The following is a 13,779-nucleotide window of genomic DNA, read 5'->3' as shown; positions in this document are numbered from 1 at the left end:
TAGGGTTCTGCCCATGCATCCCAACGTCGAACGCGTCATCGCCGACCTGCGCGCCCGGGGCGCCACCGGCGAGGTCCGCGAACTCCCCGACGCCGCCCGCACCGCGAAGGCCGCCGCCGACCAGCTCGGCTGCGAGGTCGGCGCCATCGCCAACAGCCTGGTCTTCGAGGCCGACGGGGCGCCGCTGCTGGTGCTGACCAGCGGCGCGCACCGGGTGGACACCGTCCGGGTCGCCGCGCTGGTCGGGGCGGCGAGGGTGGGGCGCGCGACGCCGGAGTTCGTGCGCGAGGCGACCGGTCAGGCGATCGGGGGCGTCGCCCCGGTCGGCCACCCCGCGCCGGTCCGTACCCTCGTGGACGTCTGGCTGGACAAGTACGAGCAGGTCTGGGCGGCGGCCGGGCTCCCGCACACCGTCTTCCCGACCTCCTTCGAGGAACTGCTGCGCATCACCGGGGGCGACCCCGCCGAAGTGGGAGTGGACGAATGACCGAGCTGTGGCACAACCCGCGCTGCTCCAAGAGCCGGGCGGCCAAGGCGGCGCTGGACGAGGCGGGCGTGGCCTACACCGAGCGGCGCTACCTGGACGAGCCGCCGACGGCCGAGGAGCTCGACGCCGTGCTGACCTCGATCGGCGCGGAGCCGTGGGAGGTCGCGCGGCTGAACGAGGCCGTCGCCAGGGAGCTGGACCTGAAGAACCTGGAACGCGACCGCGCCAGGTGGATCGAGGTCATGGTGGCCAACCCGGTGCTCATCCAGCGGCCGATCGTGGTCACCGGCGGGGGCGCCGTCGTGGCGCGCGACGACGAATCGGTACGCCGGGCACTCGACAGCGCGTGATGCGAGTGTGATTCTGGGGATTTACCCGGGACCTCTCGTCGGCGACCCTCGGAGGGGCTGGAATGCCATCGCAGATGCGCGGCGCGGCCGCGCGTGACTCCGACTTCCGGGGGATCGACCCGCCCGCGCTGAACGCCCTGCTCAAACAGGTCCGTGACGCCCACACGGCGATCACCGGGTGGCTGTCGGCGCACCGGCCGCCGCCCGGGGTGTCGTCGGCCGGGTACCGGCAGGCCGAGCAGGTCGCGCAGTGGGCCGCCGACCAGATGAGCATGCTGACGCGGCGCTACAACTACGCGATCACCCATCCCGACCGGGGCGGCGAGGTGGCGCCGCCCCCCGTCCCCGCGCCGCCGCGCGGCGGGGGGAGCCCCGGCTCCGGCCCCGCCGGGACGCCGCGGGCGCCGCGTCCGCCCCGGCCGAACACCACCCCGCGGGGCGCGGGCGACCTGGGCGGCTTCCCCGACCGGGAGTCCGCGCTCAGGGCGGCCCGCTCCGACGCGCTGGCGGCGACCGCCGCGATCCAGGACCGCAAGCCGATCCCGGACGCGGTGTGGAAGAACCTCAAGGCCAACGCCGACGACCCCGACTACACCGAGAAGCTGTACGAGCGGCTCGGCCCGGCGGGCGCGGCGGCCCTGCTGAAGGCCGCCGGGAACGACGGGGCCCGCCTCCGGACCGTCGAGGAGTCGCTGGGCACGGCCAGCCACCACCTGACGATGGACGTCCGGTGGCTGCGCGCGTTCCTGGCCGAGGCGGACCGCACCGGCGTGCGCGCGGTCGCCGTGCAGGTCCTGACCGGCGCGGACATGAGCGAGCGGACCCGGGAGGCGATCGGGCGGCTGGAGCTGCGCGGCGATCCGGCTCCCCCGCCCCGGGACCGGCCCGCCGAGCCCGCGCACCCGCCGCTGAAACCGGACGCCCCGGCGTTCGAACAGACCTCCGGCTAAGAGGGACACCATGGCCGCACCACCGCCCCCCGGCGCGCTGCCGCCGCCGCTCGACTCGGCCGCGGCGGCGAAGCTGTCGCCCAACGAGCAGCCCAACCCCGCCTACCGGCAGCTCTACCAGGCCTACGCCGACGCCTACGGCAGCATCGACCGGCTGCGCCGCGCCCTGGACCCGGCCCACCGGACGCTGAACGGCACCGACGCCTGGCTCGGTCCCGAGGCGCGCCAGTGGGGCGGGCAGCTCGACACGCAGCGCGGCCAGTTGCAGAAGGCCGCCGACCGGATCCTCTGGGACATCTACGAGCGCCTTTCGGCGACGCAGCGGACCATCGCCCGGGTCTAAGCTCGCTCGCGTGAGAGAGCCCTGGGTGCGTGAGATCGACCGGCGGGCGTTCCTGCGCCGGCTGCGGCCGATCCTGGAGGTGTACGCGGCGGCGATGCGGCCGCCGCCGGAACAGCTGCCGGGACGGCACACGATCATGGAACGGCACGCGTCGTACCCGCGCTTCCGGGCGCTGGTGGCGGAGCGGCGGCCGGCGTTCCCGGGGCTGCCGGGGACGGTGCGGGGCTTCGCCTACGGGTTCCACGGCGAACGCGGCCAGTGGTGGCACGACGTGGTGCACCAGGCGCTGGAGCGCCGGGGCGGGCCCGGGCACGCCGCGCGGTGGCTGTCGGACGCGTTCGAGGTCGCCGAGCTGCACGTCCACCCGGAGGCGCAGGGGCAGGGCCTGGGGCGCGGGCTGCTGACGGGGCTGTGCGAGGGCCGTCCGGAGACGACGGTGGTGCTGTCGACGCTGGACGGGCCGGAGGACTCCCCGGCCCGCCGCCTGTACCGGTCGGTGGGCCTGGTCGACCTGCTCACCGACTTCGAGTTCCCCGGGGGCGGGCCGCGCTACGCCGTCATGGGCGGGCGGCTGCCGTTGGCCCCGTACCCGGACCCGGCCAGCAGCTCGTAGACCTCGCGGGTCGCCGTCGACTTGTTGAAGGTGATGAAGTGGATGCCGGGCGCGCCCTCGTCGAGCAGCTCCCGGCACAGCTCGGCGGCGTGCTCGATGCCGAGGCGGCGCACCGCCTCGGGGTCGCCGGCCACCCGCTCGAAGCGCTCGCGCACCTCCGGCGGGAACGGCGCGCCCGACAGCTGCTCGGACCGCTCGATCGTGCTGAGCTGGGTGACCGGCATGATCCCCGGGATGATCGGAACGTCGCAGCCCTGCGCGACGACCCGGTCGCGCAGCCGCAGGTAGTCCTCGGCGCGGAAGAACATCTGCGTGATCGCGTAGTCGGCGCCCGCCCGGCACTTGGCCACGAAGTGGCGGGTGTCGCTCTCGATGTCGCCCGAGCGCGGGTGCTTGTAGGGGAACGCCGCCACGCCCACGCAGAAGTCGCCGTAGGAGCGGATCATGCGGACCAGCTCGGCGGCGTACTCCACCCCCTCGGGGTGCTTGACCCACTCGCCCATCGGGTCGCCCGGCGGGTCGCCGCGCAGCGCCAGGATGTTGCGCACGCCGACGGAGGCGAACCGGCCGATCAGGTGGCGCAGCTCGGCCTGGGAGTGGTCGACGGCGGTGAAGTGCGCGACGGGGGTGAGGGTGGTGTCGGTCGCGATCCGCTCGACGATGTCGACCGTCTTGTCGCGGGTGCCGCCGCCCGCGCCGTAGGTCACCGACACGAACGCCGGGTGCAGCGGCTCCAGCTCGCGGATGGTACGCCAGAGGGTCCGCGCGCCCTTCTCGGTCTTCGGCGGGAAGAACTCGAACGAGAACGTGGGGCGGCCGTCCGCGAGCAGCTCGCGGACGGTGGGCGCTCTGTCGGGGCGTACGCGTCGCATCCGCCCAGCGTACAGAACCGGGCCGAACCCCGGGTAAGCGTGACTTCGCGCACATCCGACACCCGCATGACCTTTTCTTTCGGGTATCGATGCCTTTGCGGGGTGCTGCGGCGACGCGTCCGCTCTGCGGGTGGATACGATCTCGGCATGCCTACCAGCCGTATCCGCAAAGAGGTCGACGAGGCGCTGTTCTCGTTCGTCGACCAGCGCCGCCCCCTGCTGCTGGGCATCAGCGAGGACCTGGCGGCGCTGATGGCGGCGCTGCGGGCCCTGTTGCAGGGCGGCAAGCGGCTGCGGCCCGCGTTCGCCTACTGGGGCTGGCGGGCGGCCGACGGCGAACCGTACGGCGACGGCATCGTGCGCGCCGCCGCCTCCCTGGAGTTCCTCCAGGCCAGCGCGCTGATCCACGACGACGTGATGGACTCCAGCGACACCCGCCGGGGGCAGCCGGCGGCGCACCGCCGGTTCGAGACGATGGCGACCCGGATGGGCTGGCCGGGCGCGGCCGCGCCGTTCGGCGAGGGCGCGGCGATCCTGCTGGGCGACCTGTGCCTGGCGTGGTCGGCGGAGATGTTCGAGGCCAGCGGGCTGGAGGAGGAGCGCCGCGCCGCCGGGCGGCAGGTCTACGACCTGATGCGCACCGAGGTCATGTGCGGCCAGTACCTGGACCTGCTGGAGGGGGTGCGGGCGCAGGGCACGGTCGGCCGGGCCCTGAAGGTCGTGGAGTACAAGAGCGCCAAGTACACCATCGAACGCCCCCTGCACCTGGGCGCGGCGCTGGCGGGCGCGGACGCGGCCACGATGGGCGCGCTGACCAACTACGGGCTGCCGCTGGGCATCGCGTTCCAGTTGCGCGACGACGTGCTGGGCGTGTTCGGCGACCCGGACGAGACCGGCAAGCCCGCCGGGGACGACCTGCGCGAGGGCAAGCGGACCGCGCTGGTGGCGCTGACCCTGGAGCGGGCCGGCGAGACCGCCGCCGCCGAGCTGGAGCGCCGGCTGGGCGACCCCGCCCTGGACGAGGCCGGGGTGGACGCGCTGCGCACGATCATCACCGAGTCCGGCGGGCTGGCGGCCTGCGAGGAGATGATCGAGAAGTACGCGGGTCAGGCGCACCGGGCGCTGAACATCGCGCCGATCACCGCCGAGGCGCGCGACGCGCTGGCGGACCTGGCCGTGAAGGCCACCGCCCGCCAGTCCTGAGACGGCCCCGGCGCGGCCACGGGCGCGGGTTTACCGCCGCGCCGAAAGTGACTCGTTCCGGCCAAATGCGTCCCGTGGGGTAGCACCGTCCCACCGTCCGGTGGCACAAATGTCGCCATGGCCGCCGAACCGCGCATCCCCCCGCTCCCCGAGAACCAGTGGGACGACGTCCTGAAGGCCGTGGCCGCGACCACCGGCCCGCTGCACGTCTTCACCACCCTGGGCCGCCACCCCGAGCTGTTCGCCGCCTGGATCGGCCTCGGCTCGCGGCTCCTGATGAAGGGCACGCTGGGCGACCGCGTCCGGGAGCTGGCGATCCTGCGCACCGCCCACCACCGGTCCTGCGGCTACGAGTGGACGCACCACCACCGGCTGGGCCTGGCGGCGGGGCTGACCGAGACCGAGATCGCCGCGCTGCGCCATGACCGGGACGCCCACCCCTGGGACCCCGGGGACCGCGCCGTCCTGCGCGCCGCCGACGAGCTGCACGCCACCGGCACGCTGGGCGACGCCGCCTGGGCCGACCTCGCCGGGCGGTTCGACGAGCGCGGGCTGATCGAGCTGGTCATGCTGATCGGCCACTACCACATGCTCGCGTTCGCGCTGAACGCCCTGCGCGTCCAGCCGGAGGAACCGGACCGTCCGGAGGAAGGCGGGTCCCGCTGATGGGCGCCGCGAAACGCTGGATCGCGGCCACCGGTTCCCTGGCGTCGGCGCTGGCGCTGCTGTCGGCCCCCGCGCCCGCGCAGGCGGCGGAACGTTGCGGGGACCCCGCGCGCCGCCCCTGGTGCGACACGAAGCTCACGCCCGACCGGCGCGCGGCCCTGCTGCTGGCGAAGCTGACCGGGGACGAGAAGATCGGGCTGCTGGCGTCCGACGACCCCTTCGGCGGCCCGCTCGGCGGGATCTCCGAGAACGCCCACGCCGACACCTCCCACGGCGTCCCCCGCCTCGGCGTCCCGCCCCTCTACATGGCCGACGGACCCGCCGGGGTCCGCCAGGGGAGGGCGACCGCGCTGCCCGCGCCGATCGCGATGGCCGCCGCGTTCGACGAGGACGCCGCCGCCCGCTACGGCGCGACCGTCGGGTGGGAGGCCCGGCACCGGGGCAACGACGTGCTGTTCGGCCCGACCGTGGACGTGCTGCGCGCCCCGCTCAACGGCCGCGCGTTCGAGGGCCTGGGCGAGGACCCCCACCTGTCGTCGCGGACCGCCGCGGCCTGGGTGAGGGGCCTCCAGCGGCAGGGCGTGATGGCGTCGGTCAAGCACCTGGCCGTCTACACCCAGGAGACCGACCGGCTGGAGCTGCGGATGAGGGTGGACCCGCGCACCCTGCGCGAGATCTACCTGCCGCCGTTCGAGGCGGCCGTCCGGCAGGGCGGCGCGGCGACCGTGATGTGCGGGTTCGGGCAGGTCAACGGCCGCTGGGCGTGCGAGGACGGCGGCGTCCTCACCGGGATCCTGCGCGGCGAGTGGGGCTTCCAAGGGTTCGTCGTCTCCGACCACACCGCCCTGCACGACGCGACCCGCGGGATCAACGGCGGCCTGGACATGGAGCTGCCGGTCGGCCTGAGGTACAACGCCTGGACGCTCGGGCGGGCCGTCCAGCAGCGGAAGGTCACCTGGGCGACCATCGACGGGCGGGTCCGCGCCATCCTGCGCACGATGTTCGCGTTCGGGGTGTTCGACCGCGCCGCCCATCCCAACGACCTCACCCGCGCCGACCGCGCCGCCAGCGAGGAGACCGCGCGGCGCGTCGCCGAGAGCGGCATGACGCTGCTGAAGAACGCCGGCGGGATCCTGCCGCTGAAGGCCCCGAAGTCGATCGCGCTGGTCGGCCGGGGCGCGGTGGAGAACCCCAGCGGCTTCGGCTCGGCCAAGGTCGAGCCGTTCACCCAGGTCACCCCGCGCGACAGCATCGCGCGGCGGGCCGGGAACGGCACGACCGTCACCCACCACGACGGCCACCACCGGGCGGCGGCGGTGGAGGCGGCGCGCCGGGCCGACGTGGCGGTCGTGTTCGTCTCCGACACCCAGGGCGAGTTCTTCGACAAGTCCTGCCTCACCCTCACCTGCGCCCGCGACCCCCTCAAGGGCGACCAGGACGGCCTGGTCGCGGACGTCGCCGCGGCGAACCCCGACACGATCGTGGTGCTGGAGACCGGCGGTCCGGTGCTCACCCCCTGGGCCGGCCGGGTCAGGGGCGTCGTGCAGGCGTGGTACCCCGGCCAGCGGGGCGGCGAGGCGCTGGCGCGCGTGCTGTACGGGGACGTCGATCCCGGCGGGCGGCTGCCGATGACGTTCCCGGCCGCCGGGAGGGACGCGCCCCTCGCCGGGAACCCGGCCCAGTACCCGGGCGTGGACAAGACCGTGACGTTCTCCGAGGGCGTCATGGTCGGGTACCGGCACTACGACGCCAGGAGGCTCACGCCGCGGTTCCCGTTCGGGCACGGCCTCTCGTACACGACGTTCCGCTACGGCGGGCTGTCGGTGCGGCCGGACCGGGTCCAGGTCACCGTCACCAACACCGGAAAGCGGCCGGGTTACGCGGTCCCGCAGATGTACCTGGGGCTGCCGTCGCCGCGCGCCGGGATCCCGCAGCCGCCCCGCCAGCTCAAGGGGTACGACAAGGTCCTGCTGGCCCCCGGCGCGAGCGCCCGCGTCACGTTCCCGATCACCTCGCGGTCGCTGGCGTACTGGGACGAGGCCGCCAGGGGCTGGCGGGTCGCGCGGGGCTGCTACGCCGTCGGCGTCGGTTCCTCCTCCCGCGACCTTCCGCTCACCGGCCGGTTCGGGCAGAGGGGCGCGGCCTGCTGACCGCGCGTTCGCCGTCGGGCTGCGGGGCGTCGCGGGGACGCGGTACAAATAACGCGGTACAAATGAGGCATTCCCCGTCCGTCCCCCGCCCCGCCGGAGTCCCCCGTGCCGCATGACCCCTCCCCCGCCACCCGGCGGCGGCCGGGCCGTCCCCTCGGCCCCGACGACCCGGACGAGATCGGCGGGTACCCGCTGGTGTCCCGGCTCGGCGAGGGCGGCCAGGGCGTCGTCTACCTGGCGCGCGACCCGGCCCGCAAGGACCGGCCGGTCACGGTGAAGCTGCTGCGCGGCGGCCGGGCCGCCACCGCGCGCGCCCGCGGCCGGTTCGTCAAGGAGGCCGCCGCCGCGCGGCAGGTCACCGGGCGGCACACCGCGCGGGTGCTGGACGCCGACGTCACCGGCGACCGGCCCTACATCGTCAGCGAGTACGTCGAGGGCCCCACGCTCCAGGACGTCGTGGCGGACCGGGGCCCGCTCCGGGGGGACCGGCTGCGCCGGACGGCGCTGGGCAGCGCCGCGGCGCTGGCGGCGATCCACCGGGCCGGGGTCGTGCACCGCGACTTCAAGCCCGGCAACGTCGTGCTCGGCCCCGGCGGCCCCAAGGTGATCGACTTCGGGATCGCCCGGACCGCCGACGCGACCACGCTCACCACCGGGCCCGTCGGCACCCCCGCCTACATGGCCCCCGAGCAGATCGAGGACGAGCCGGTCGGGCCGCCGGCCGACGTGTTCGCCTGGGGCGCGACGATCGTGTACGCGGCGACGGGGCGGCCGCCGTTCGGCACCGGCCCCAACGCCGCCGTCATGCGGCGCATCACCACCCGCCGCCCCGAACTCGGCGACCTGGAGGGGCCGCTGCGCGAGCTGGCCGCCCGCTGCCTGGACAAGAACCCGGCGGCCCGGCCCACCGCGCGCCAGCTCGTGCGGGCGCTGCGCGAGGACCGCGCCCCCGCGCCCAAGCCGCCTCCCCGGGAGATCCCCCGCTACCGGTGGCGGATGATGGTCGCCCTGGCGGTGGTGTCGGTGCTGGGGTTCGCGCTGGGCATCCTGATCTGACGGACCGGGCCCGGGGCTCCGGGGCTCACCAGTGCGGCGGGCGCTCCTCCAGGAAACGCGCGTCGTCGCCGTCGTCGGAACCGCGCCACTCGCCCCAGCCGGTGTCGGTGTCGTCGGATGTCTGGTCGGGCAGCACCGGCAGGTCGTCGTCCAGCTCCACCGGGCGCTCGTCGTCGGGTCGCACGTTCATGTGATCCATTGTCGGGGATGGCGGAACGCGCCCGACCGGGACCCCCCTCGGCACCGGGACCCTCTCAGCACCGGGACCCGGACACCGGCGGCGCGCGTCACAGCTCCGGCAGGCGGCGCGCCAGCTCGGCGGCGGCCGCGCCCGGGTCGGCGGCCTCGGTGATCGCCCGCACCACCACGATCCGGCGCGCCCCGGCGGCCAGCACCTGGTCCAGGTTGGCCGCGTCAATCCCGCCGATCGCGAACCACGGGCGGCCCTCCCGCTGCCCGGCCACGTACTCCAGCAGCTTGGGGCCGGGGGCCTCGCGGCCCGGCTTGGTCGGCGTCGGCCACACCGGGCCGGCGCAGAAGTAGTCCACGCCCGGCTCGGCGGCGGCGGCCGAGGCCTGCTCGTCGGAGTGGGTGGACCGGCCGATCAGGATGTCCTCGCCGGCGATCTGGCGGGCCAGCGGCACCGGCAGGTCGTCCTGGCCGAGGTGCAGCACGTCGGCGTGCGCGGCGCAGGCGACGTCGGCGCGGTCGTTGACCGCCAGCAGCGCCCCGTGCCGCTCGCACGCCTCCCGGAACACCTTCAGGTACTCCAGCTCCCGCCGCGCCTCCAGCCCCTTCTGGCGGAGCTGGACGATGTCGACGCCGCCCGCCAGCACGGCGTCCAGGAACTCCGGCAGGTCCCCCTGCCGCTCCCGGGCGTCCGTGCACAGGTAGAGGCGGGCGCGGCTGAGCCGGGCCCGCAGGGAGACGGCGCGGTCGGAGAGCAGGTGCCTGGACACTGGGGGTGGTGTTCCTTTCCGGGGCGTGGGGCCACGGGCCACGGGGCGAACCCCGTGGCCCGTGGCCCCGTCAGTTCAGCGGTCGAACGGGTGGAGGCTCAGAAGGCCAGGGCCTGGGCGCGGCGGCGCACCTCGGTGCCCCGGTTCTCGCTGAGCGCCTGCACGGGCGTGCCGGGCAGCGTGTCGTCGGCGGTGAACAGCCAGCGCAGCGTCTCGACCTCGCCGTAGCCCGCGTCCGACAGCAGCGTCAGCGTTCCCGGCAGGCCCTTGATGACCTGGCCGTCGTGGATGAACGCCGCGGGCACGACGAGCACCCCGTCGCGCCGGACCGCCAGCAGCTTGCGCTCGCTGATGAGCTGCTTCAGGCGGTTGATCTTGATGCCGAGGCGCTCGGTCGCCTCCGGGAGGGTCAGCCACTCCCCGACCAGGGTGTCGGTGCGGGGGTCGAGCGCGTTCTCAACGGTCGTGTGCGTCTGGGTCACGCCCCCTTGCTACCACGTCCCGCCGAAAGTCAAACCCTCAGCTCCGCGCCGCCTGGCGCACCGGGACGTCCGGATCGGCCAGCGCGCCGGGGTCCACCGGCGTCCCGGCGGCGATCAGGCGCCTGGCCTGGACGAGGTCGCGGGGCCGGTCCACGGTCAGGATCGCGTCGAGGCGGTCGCCGGTCAGCCACGCCACGGCCCATCCGCGGTCCGCCGGGTCGCCCCGGCGCACCATCCGCTCGGAGGCGGCGTGGAAGCCCGCGTACTGGACCATGCGGCCGAACTGCTCGGACCAGAAGTAGGGGGCGGCGTCGTAGGCGGCGTCCTGGCCGAGGAGGGTCGCGGCGGCGACCTCGGGGGCGTTGAGGGCGGTGTCCCAGTGCTCGACCAGCAGGCGGCGGCGGTAGCGCTCCGACCACCAGGCGGCCACGTCGCCGACGGCCACGACGTCGGGGCGGGCGGCGCCGCCGGCGTGGGCGCGCAGGGAGGCGTCGACGACCACGCCGCGCTCGACGTCCAGGCCGGAGCCCTCCAGCCAGGCGACCTCGGGGCGCACGCCGACGCCGACCACGATCTCGTCGGCGTCGATCCGGCCGCCGTCGGCCAGGAGCAGGTGCCCGTCCCCGACCGAGGCGACCTTGACGCCGGTGCGCAGCCCGACGCCCGCCTCGGCGTACCAGGGGGCGGTCAGCGCGCCGACCTCGGGGCCGAGCGCGTGCGCCAGGGGCGTGTCGGCGGCCTCCACGACCGTGACGGCGCAGCCCTTGCGCGCGGCGGTGGTGGCGACCTCCGCGCCGATCCAGCCCGCGCCGACGATCACGACGCGGGCGCCCTCCACCAGGCGCTCGCGCAGCGCCAGGGAGTCGTCGATGGTGCGGACCACGTGCTGGCGGCCGTCGCCGGGCAGGGTGACCGGGGCGGCGCCGGTCGCGATGACCAGGCCGTCGAACGGCAGCTCGCCGGCCGTGGTGGCGAGGACGCCGCCCCCGCCCGCGGCGGCGAGGGTGAGGCCGGTGGCGCGGTCGCCGAGCAGCAGCTCCACGTCCAGCGCGGCCCAGTCGGTGTCCACGGTGGTGTCGTCGCTGTCGCCGGCGAGCACCGCCTTCGACAGCGGAGGCCGGTCGTACGGCCGGTGCCGCTCGGCCGACACGAGCGTCAGCGCGCCCTCGAAACCCTTGCCCCGCAGGGCCTCCACGGCGCGCACCCCGGCCAGCCCGCCGCCTGCGACGATCACCCTGTCCATGGGGCCGAACCCTACTCGGCCGCCGTGCGGCGCAGGCGGGCGGCACCGGAGCACGGCCGGGGGTCGTAGGGTGGAAACCGACAAAGCGCGGGAGTCCGGGCATCGCCGGGCTGAGAGGGCGGCTGAGCGTGCCGCCGACCGCCAGGACCTGATCCGGATCATGCCGGCGAAGGGAGCGCGCATGGACGTTGTGATCATCGGCGCCGGGGTGGTCGGGCTGGCCACCGCGTGGCGGGCCGCCGCCCGGGGCGCGGCCGTCACCCTGGTCGACCCGGCCCCCGCCAGCGGGGCCTCGAACGTCGCGGCGGGGATGCTCACCCCCGTCAGCGAGCTCACCTACGGCGAGGAGCCGCTGCTGCGGCTGGGGCTGGCCTCGCGGGAGCGCTACCCGTCGTTCGTGGCCGAGCTGGAGGAGCTGACCGGGCACGACACCGGGTACCGCGCCGACGGCCTGCTCCAGGTCGCCTTCGACGCCGACGACCTGGCGTCCCTGGAGGACCTGCGGCGCTTCCAGGAGTCGCTGGGCATCCCCAGCGAGGCGCTGAACGGCCGCGAGTGCCGCAGGCAGGAGCCGATGCTCGCGCCGGGCGTCCGGGGCGGGCTGCTGGTCCCCCAGGACGGCTCGATCGACCCCCGGAAGCTGGCGCCCGCGCTGCTGGCGGCGGCCGAGAGGTCGGGCGTCACGCTGGTGCGGCGGCGCGCGGCCGGGATCGTCGTGGAACGCGACACCGCCGCGGGCGTCCGCCTCGACGACGGGACGGTGCTGCGCGCCGACCGGACGCTGCTGGCGGCCGGGCCGTGGTCGGGCGACCTGGAGGGGCTGCCGCCGGGCCTGGTGCCGCCGGTGCGGCCGGTCAAGGGGCAGGTGATCCGGCTGCGCGCGCCGGTGCCGTTCCTGCGGCGCTCCACCCGGGGCCTGGTCCGGGGCTTCCCGATCTACCTGGTGCCGCGCGGCGACGGCGAGCTGGTGGTGGGCGCGACCCAGGAGGAGCTGGGGTTCGACACCCGCGTCACCGCCGGGGGCCTGTGGGAGCTGCTGCGCGACGCCCGCGAGCTGGTGCCCGGCGTCACCGAGCTGGAGTTCGTCGAGGTGTCGGCCGGGCTGCGGCCCGGCTCCCCGGACAACGCCCCGGTGATGGGGCCGACCGCGCTGCCGGGCCTGGTGCTGGGCACCGGGCACTTCCGCAACGGCGTGCTGCTCACCCCGGTCAGCGCCGACGTCCTGGCGGCGGCGCTGCTGGACGGCGCGGTGCCCGAGGTGGGCCGCCCCTTCACCCCCGACCGTTTCGAACAGAGGGTCTGAAAACGTGCAGGTCATCGTGAACGGGCAGCCGCGCGAGCTGCCCGAGGGAACCACCGTGGCCGACGCGGTCGCCACGGTCACCGCGGCCGGGTCCGGGGTCGCCGCGGCGGTGAACGACGAGGTCGTGCGGCGCGCCGACTGGGCGGCCACGACGTTGCGGGACGCGGATCGGCTGGAAGTGCTGACCGCGGTGCAGGGAGGCTGAGGCATGGGCGACGACAGGAACGGGACCGACGCGCTGGTCATCGCGGGGCGGGAGTTCGGCTCCCGGCTGATCATGGGGACCGGTGGCGCGCCGAGCATGCACGTGCTGAAGGAGGCGCTGGTCGCCTCCGGCACGGAGCTGACGACCGTGGCGATGCGCCGGGTGGACCCGGCGGCGCGCGGCTCGGTGCTGGACGTGCTGCGCGAGTGCGACATCGCCGTGCTGCCCAACACCGCCGGGTGCTTCACCGCGGGCGAGGCGGTGCTGACCGCCAAGCTGGCCCGCGAGGCGCTCGGCACCGACTGGGTGAAGCTGGAGGTGATCGCCGACGAGCACACGCTGCTGCCCGACCCGATCGAGCTGGTCGACGCCGCCGAGCAGCTGGTGGCCGACGGCTTCACCGTGCTGCCCTACACCAATGACGACCCGGTGCTGGCGCGCCGTCTGGAGCAGGTCGGCTGCGCCGCCGTCATGCCGCTGGGCTCCCCCATCGGCTCGGGCCTCGGCATCCGCAACCCGCACAACATCGAGCTGATCGTGGAGCGCGCGAACGTCCCGGTGGTCCTGGACGCGGGCCTCGGCACCGCCAGCGACGCCGCCCTGGCCATGGAGCTGGGCTGCGACGCGGTGCTGCTGGCCACCGCCGTGACGCGCGCTCGGCATCCGGCGCGGATGGCCGCCGCGATGCGGCACGCCGTGGAGGGCGGGCGGCTGGCGCGGCTGGCCGGGCGCATCCCCCGGCGGCGGTACGCGCAGGCGTCGTCGCCGTTCGAGGGCATCGCCACCTGATTGAAGGACCGCTTAACGGTCGGGTCCAGATTTAGTCGCTGGACCTGAAGGTTCCGGTCGCACGAAACTAGGCGCAACCGGTGCGCACCGTTCGGTGTCCACCGAAAT

The 13,779-nt window shown here is 75.3% G+C and carries 17 protein-coding genes and 1 riboswitch; of the genes, 12 read left to right on the top strand and 5 right to left on the bottom strand.

Annotation, left to right across the window (positions count from 1 at the left end):
- Positions 1–13: 13 nt before the first annotated feature.
- The 5 genes from HNR61_RS25525 to HNR61_RS25505 all read left to right on the top strand — a co-directional run bounded on the left by HNR61_RS25525 (position 14) and on the right by HNR61_RS25505 (position 2,743).
- Positions 14–487 carry a YbaK/EbsC family protein gene (locus tag HNR61_RS25525; RefSeq protein ID WP_182845734.1) on the top strand — a complete coding sequence of 158 codons (474 nt, stop codon included), beginning with the start codon at positions 14–16 and terminating at the stop codon, positions 485–487.
- Complete coding sequence (locus HNR61_RS25520) at positions 484–837, top strand: arsenate reductase family protein (protein ID WP_182845733.1); 354 nt, start codon at positions 484–486, stop codon at positions 835–837. The genes HNR61_RS25525 and HNR61_RS25520 overlap by 4 nt, the downstream gene beginning before the upstream one ends.
- Before the next feature lie 62 nt (positions 838–899).
- Positions 900–1,787, top strand: a complete 888-nt coding sequence (locus HNR61_RS25515; RefSeq protein WP_182845732.1) for a hypothetical protein — start codon at positions 900–902, stop codon at positions 1,785–1,787.
- A gap of 10 nt (positions 1,788–1,797) precedes the next feature.
- On the top strand, positions 1,798–2,130 hold the full coding sequence (locus HNR61_RS25510) for a hypothetical protein (protein ID WP_182845731.1): 333 nt from the start codon (positions 1,798–1,800) through the stop codon (positions 2,128–2,130).
- 10 nt (positions 2,131–2,140) lie between these two features.
- Positions 2,141–2,743 carry a GNAT family N-acetyltransferase gene (locus HNR61_RS25505; protein WP_312898091.1) on the top strand — a complete coding sequence of 201 codons (603 nt, stop codon included), beginning with the start codon at positions 2,141–2,143 and terminating at the stop codon, positions 2,741–2,743.
- Here the strand turns inward: HNR61_RS25505 and metF are convergent.
- Positions 2,680–3,615, bottom strand: coding sequence for a methylenetetrahydrofolate reductase [NAD(P)H] (metF, locus tag HNR61_RS25500; protein ID WP_182845730.1), 936 nt, complete (start codon positions 3,613–3,615; stop codon positions 2,680–2,682). The two genes, HNR61_RS25505 and metF, sit on opposite strands and share 64 nt — an antisense overlap.
- A 147-nt stretch (positions 3,616–3,762) precedes the next feature.
- On the opposite strand from metF, the gene HNR61_RS25495 reads away from it, so the two are divergent.
- The 4 genes from HNR61_RS25495 (at position 3,763) to HNR61_RS25480 (ending at position 8,690) form a co-directional block, all read left to right on the top strand.
- Positions 3,763–4,818 (top strand): polyprenyl synthetase family protein, encoded by a 1,056-nt coding sequence (locus tag HNR61_RS25495; RefSeq protein ID WP_182845729.1) that lies wholly within the window; start codon positions 3,763–3,765, stop codon positions 4,816–4,818.
- Between the two features lie 117 nt (positions 4,819–4,935).
- Positions 4,936–5,484: a carboxymuconolactone decarboxylase family protein gene (locus HNR61_RS25490; RefSeq protein ID WP_182845728.1), complete on the top strand. Its 549-nt coding sequence runs from the start codon at positions 4,936–4,938 to the stop codon at positions 5,482–5,484.
- On the top strand, positions 5,484–7,634 hold the full coding sequence (locus tag HNR61_RS25485) for a beta-glucosidase family protein (protein WP_182845727.1): 2,151 nt from the start codon (positions 5,484–5,486) through the stop codon (positions 7,632–7,634). Before HNR61_RS25490 ends, HNR61_RS25485 begins: the two co-directional genes overlap by 1 nt.
- Positions 7,635–7,739: 105 nt before the next feature.
- Positions 7,740–8,690, top strand: coding sequence for a serine/threonine-protein kinase (locus HNR61_RS25480; protein WP_182845726.1), 951 nt, complete (start codon positions 7,740–7,742; stop codon positions 8,688–8,690).
- Between the two features lie 25 nt (positions 8,691–8,715).
- Here HNR61_RS25480 and HNR61_RS25475 read toward each other — a convergent pair whose 3' ends face one another.
- The 4 genes from HNR61_RS25475 to HNR61_RS25460 form a co-directional block, all read right to left on the bottom strand.
- Positions 8,716–8,880, bottom strand: a complete 165-nt coding sequence (locus HNR61_RS25475; RefSeq protein WP_182845725.1) for a hypothetical protein — start codon at positions 8,878–8,880, stop codon at positions 8,716–8,718.
- A 97-nt stretch (positions 8,881–8,977) separates the two neighbouring features.
- Positions 8,978–9,649: a thiamine phosphate synthase gene (thiE, locus tag HNR61_RS25470; RefSeq protein WP_182845724.1), complete on the bottom strand. Its 672-nt coding sequence runs from the start codon at positions 9,647–9,649 to the stop codon at positions 8,978–8,980.
- A gap of 98 nt (positions 9,650–9,747) precedes the next feature.
- Complete coding sequence (locus tag HNR61_RS25465; protein ID WP_182845723.1) at positions 9,748–10,131, bottom strand: Rv2175c family DNA-binding protein; 384 nt, start codon at positions 10,129–10,131, stop codon at positions 9,748–9,750.
- Between the two features lie 37 nt (positions 10,132–10,168).
- Positions 10,169–11,374, bottom strand: a complete 1,206-nt coding sequence (locus HNR61_RS25460; RefSeq protein WP_182845722.1) for an NAD(P)/FAD-dependent oxidoreductase — start codon at positions 11,372–11,374, stop codon at positions 10,169–10,171.
- Positions 11,375–11,451: 77 nt separating this feature from the next.
- A riboswitch (TPP riboswitch) is annotated at positions 11,452–11,566 on the top strand.
- Between HNR61_RS25460 and thiO the strand changes: the two genes are divergently transcribed.
- The 3 genes from thiO (at position 11,556) to HNR61_RS25445 (ending at position 13,671) form a co-directional block, all read left to right on the top strand.
- Complete coding sequence (gene thiO / locus HNR61_RS25455; RefSeq protein ID WP_182845721.1) at positions 11,556–12,677, top strand: glycine oxidase ThiO; 1,122 nt, start codon at positions 11,556–11,558, stop codon at positions 12,675–12,677. Its footprint overlaps the riboswitch before it by 11 nt.
- A 4-nt stretch (positions 12,678–12,681) precedes the next feature.
- A complete protein-coding gene (gene thiS / locus HNR61_RS25450; protein WP_067811434.1) occupies positions 12,682–12,882 on the top strand; it encodes a sulfur carrier protein ThiS in 201 nt (66 codons plus the stop codon).
- 3 nt (positions 12,883–12,885) lie between these two features.
- Positions 12,886–13,671 (top strand): thiazole synthase, encoded by a 786-nt coding sequence (locus HNR61_RS25445; RefSeq protein WP_182845720.1) that lies wholly within the window; start codon positions 12,886–12,888, stop codon positions 13,669–13,671.
- Positions 13,672–13,779 lie beyond the last annotated feature (108 nt).

Source organism: Actinomadura kijaniata, from assembly GCF_014138665.1.
In the GTDB taxonomy this organism is placed as follows: Bacteria; Actinomycetota; Actinomycetes; order Streptosporangiales; family Streptosporangiaceae; genus Spirillospora; species Spirillospora kijaniata.
Note: the sequence above shows the minus strand (reverse complement) of the source record. Positions and strands in the feature narration are given on the sequence as shown.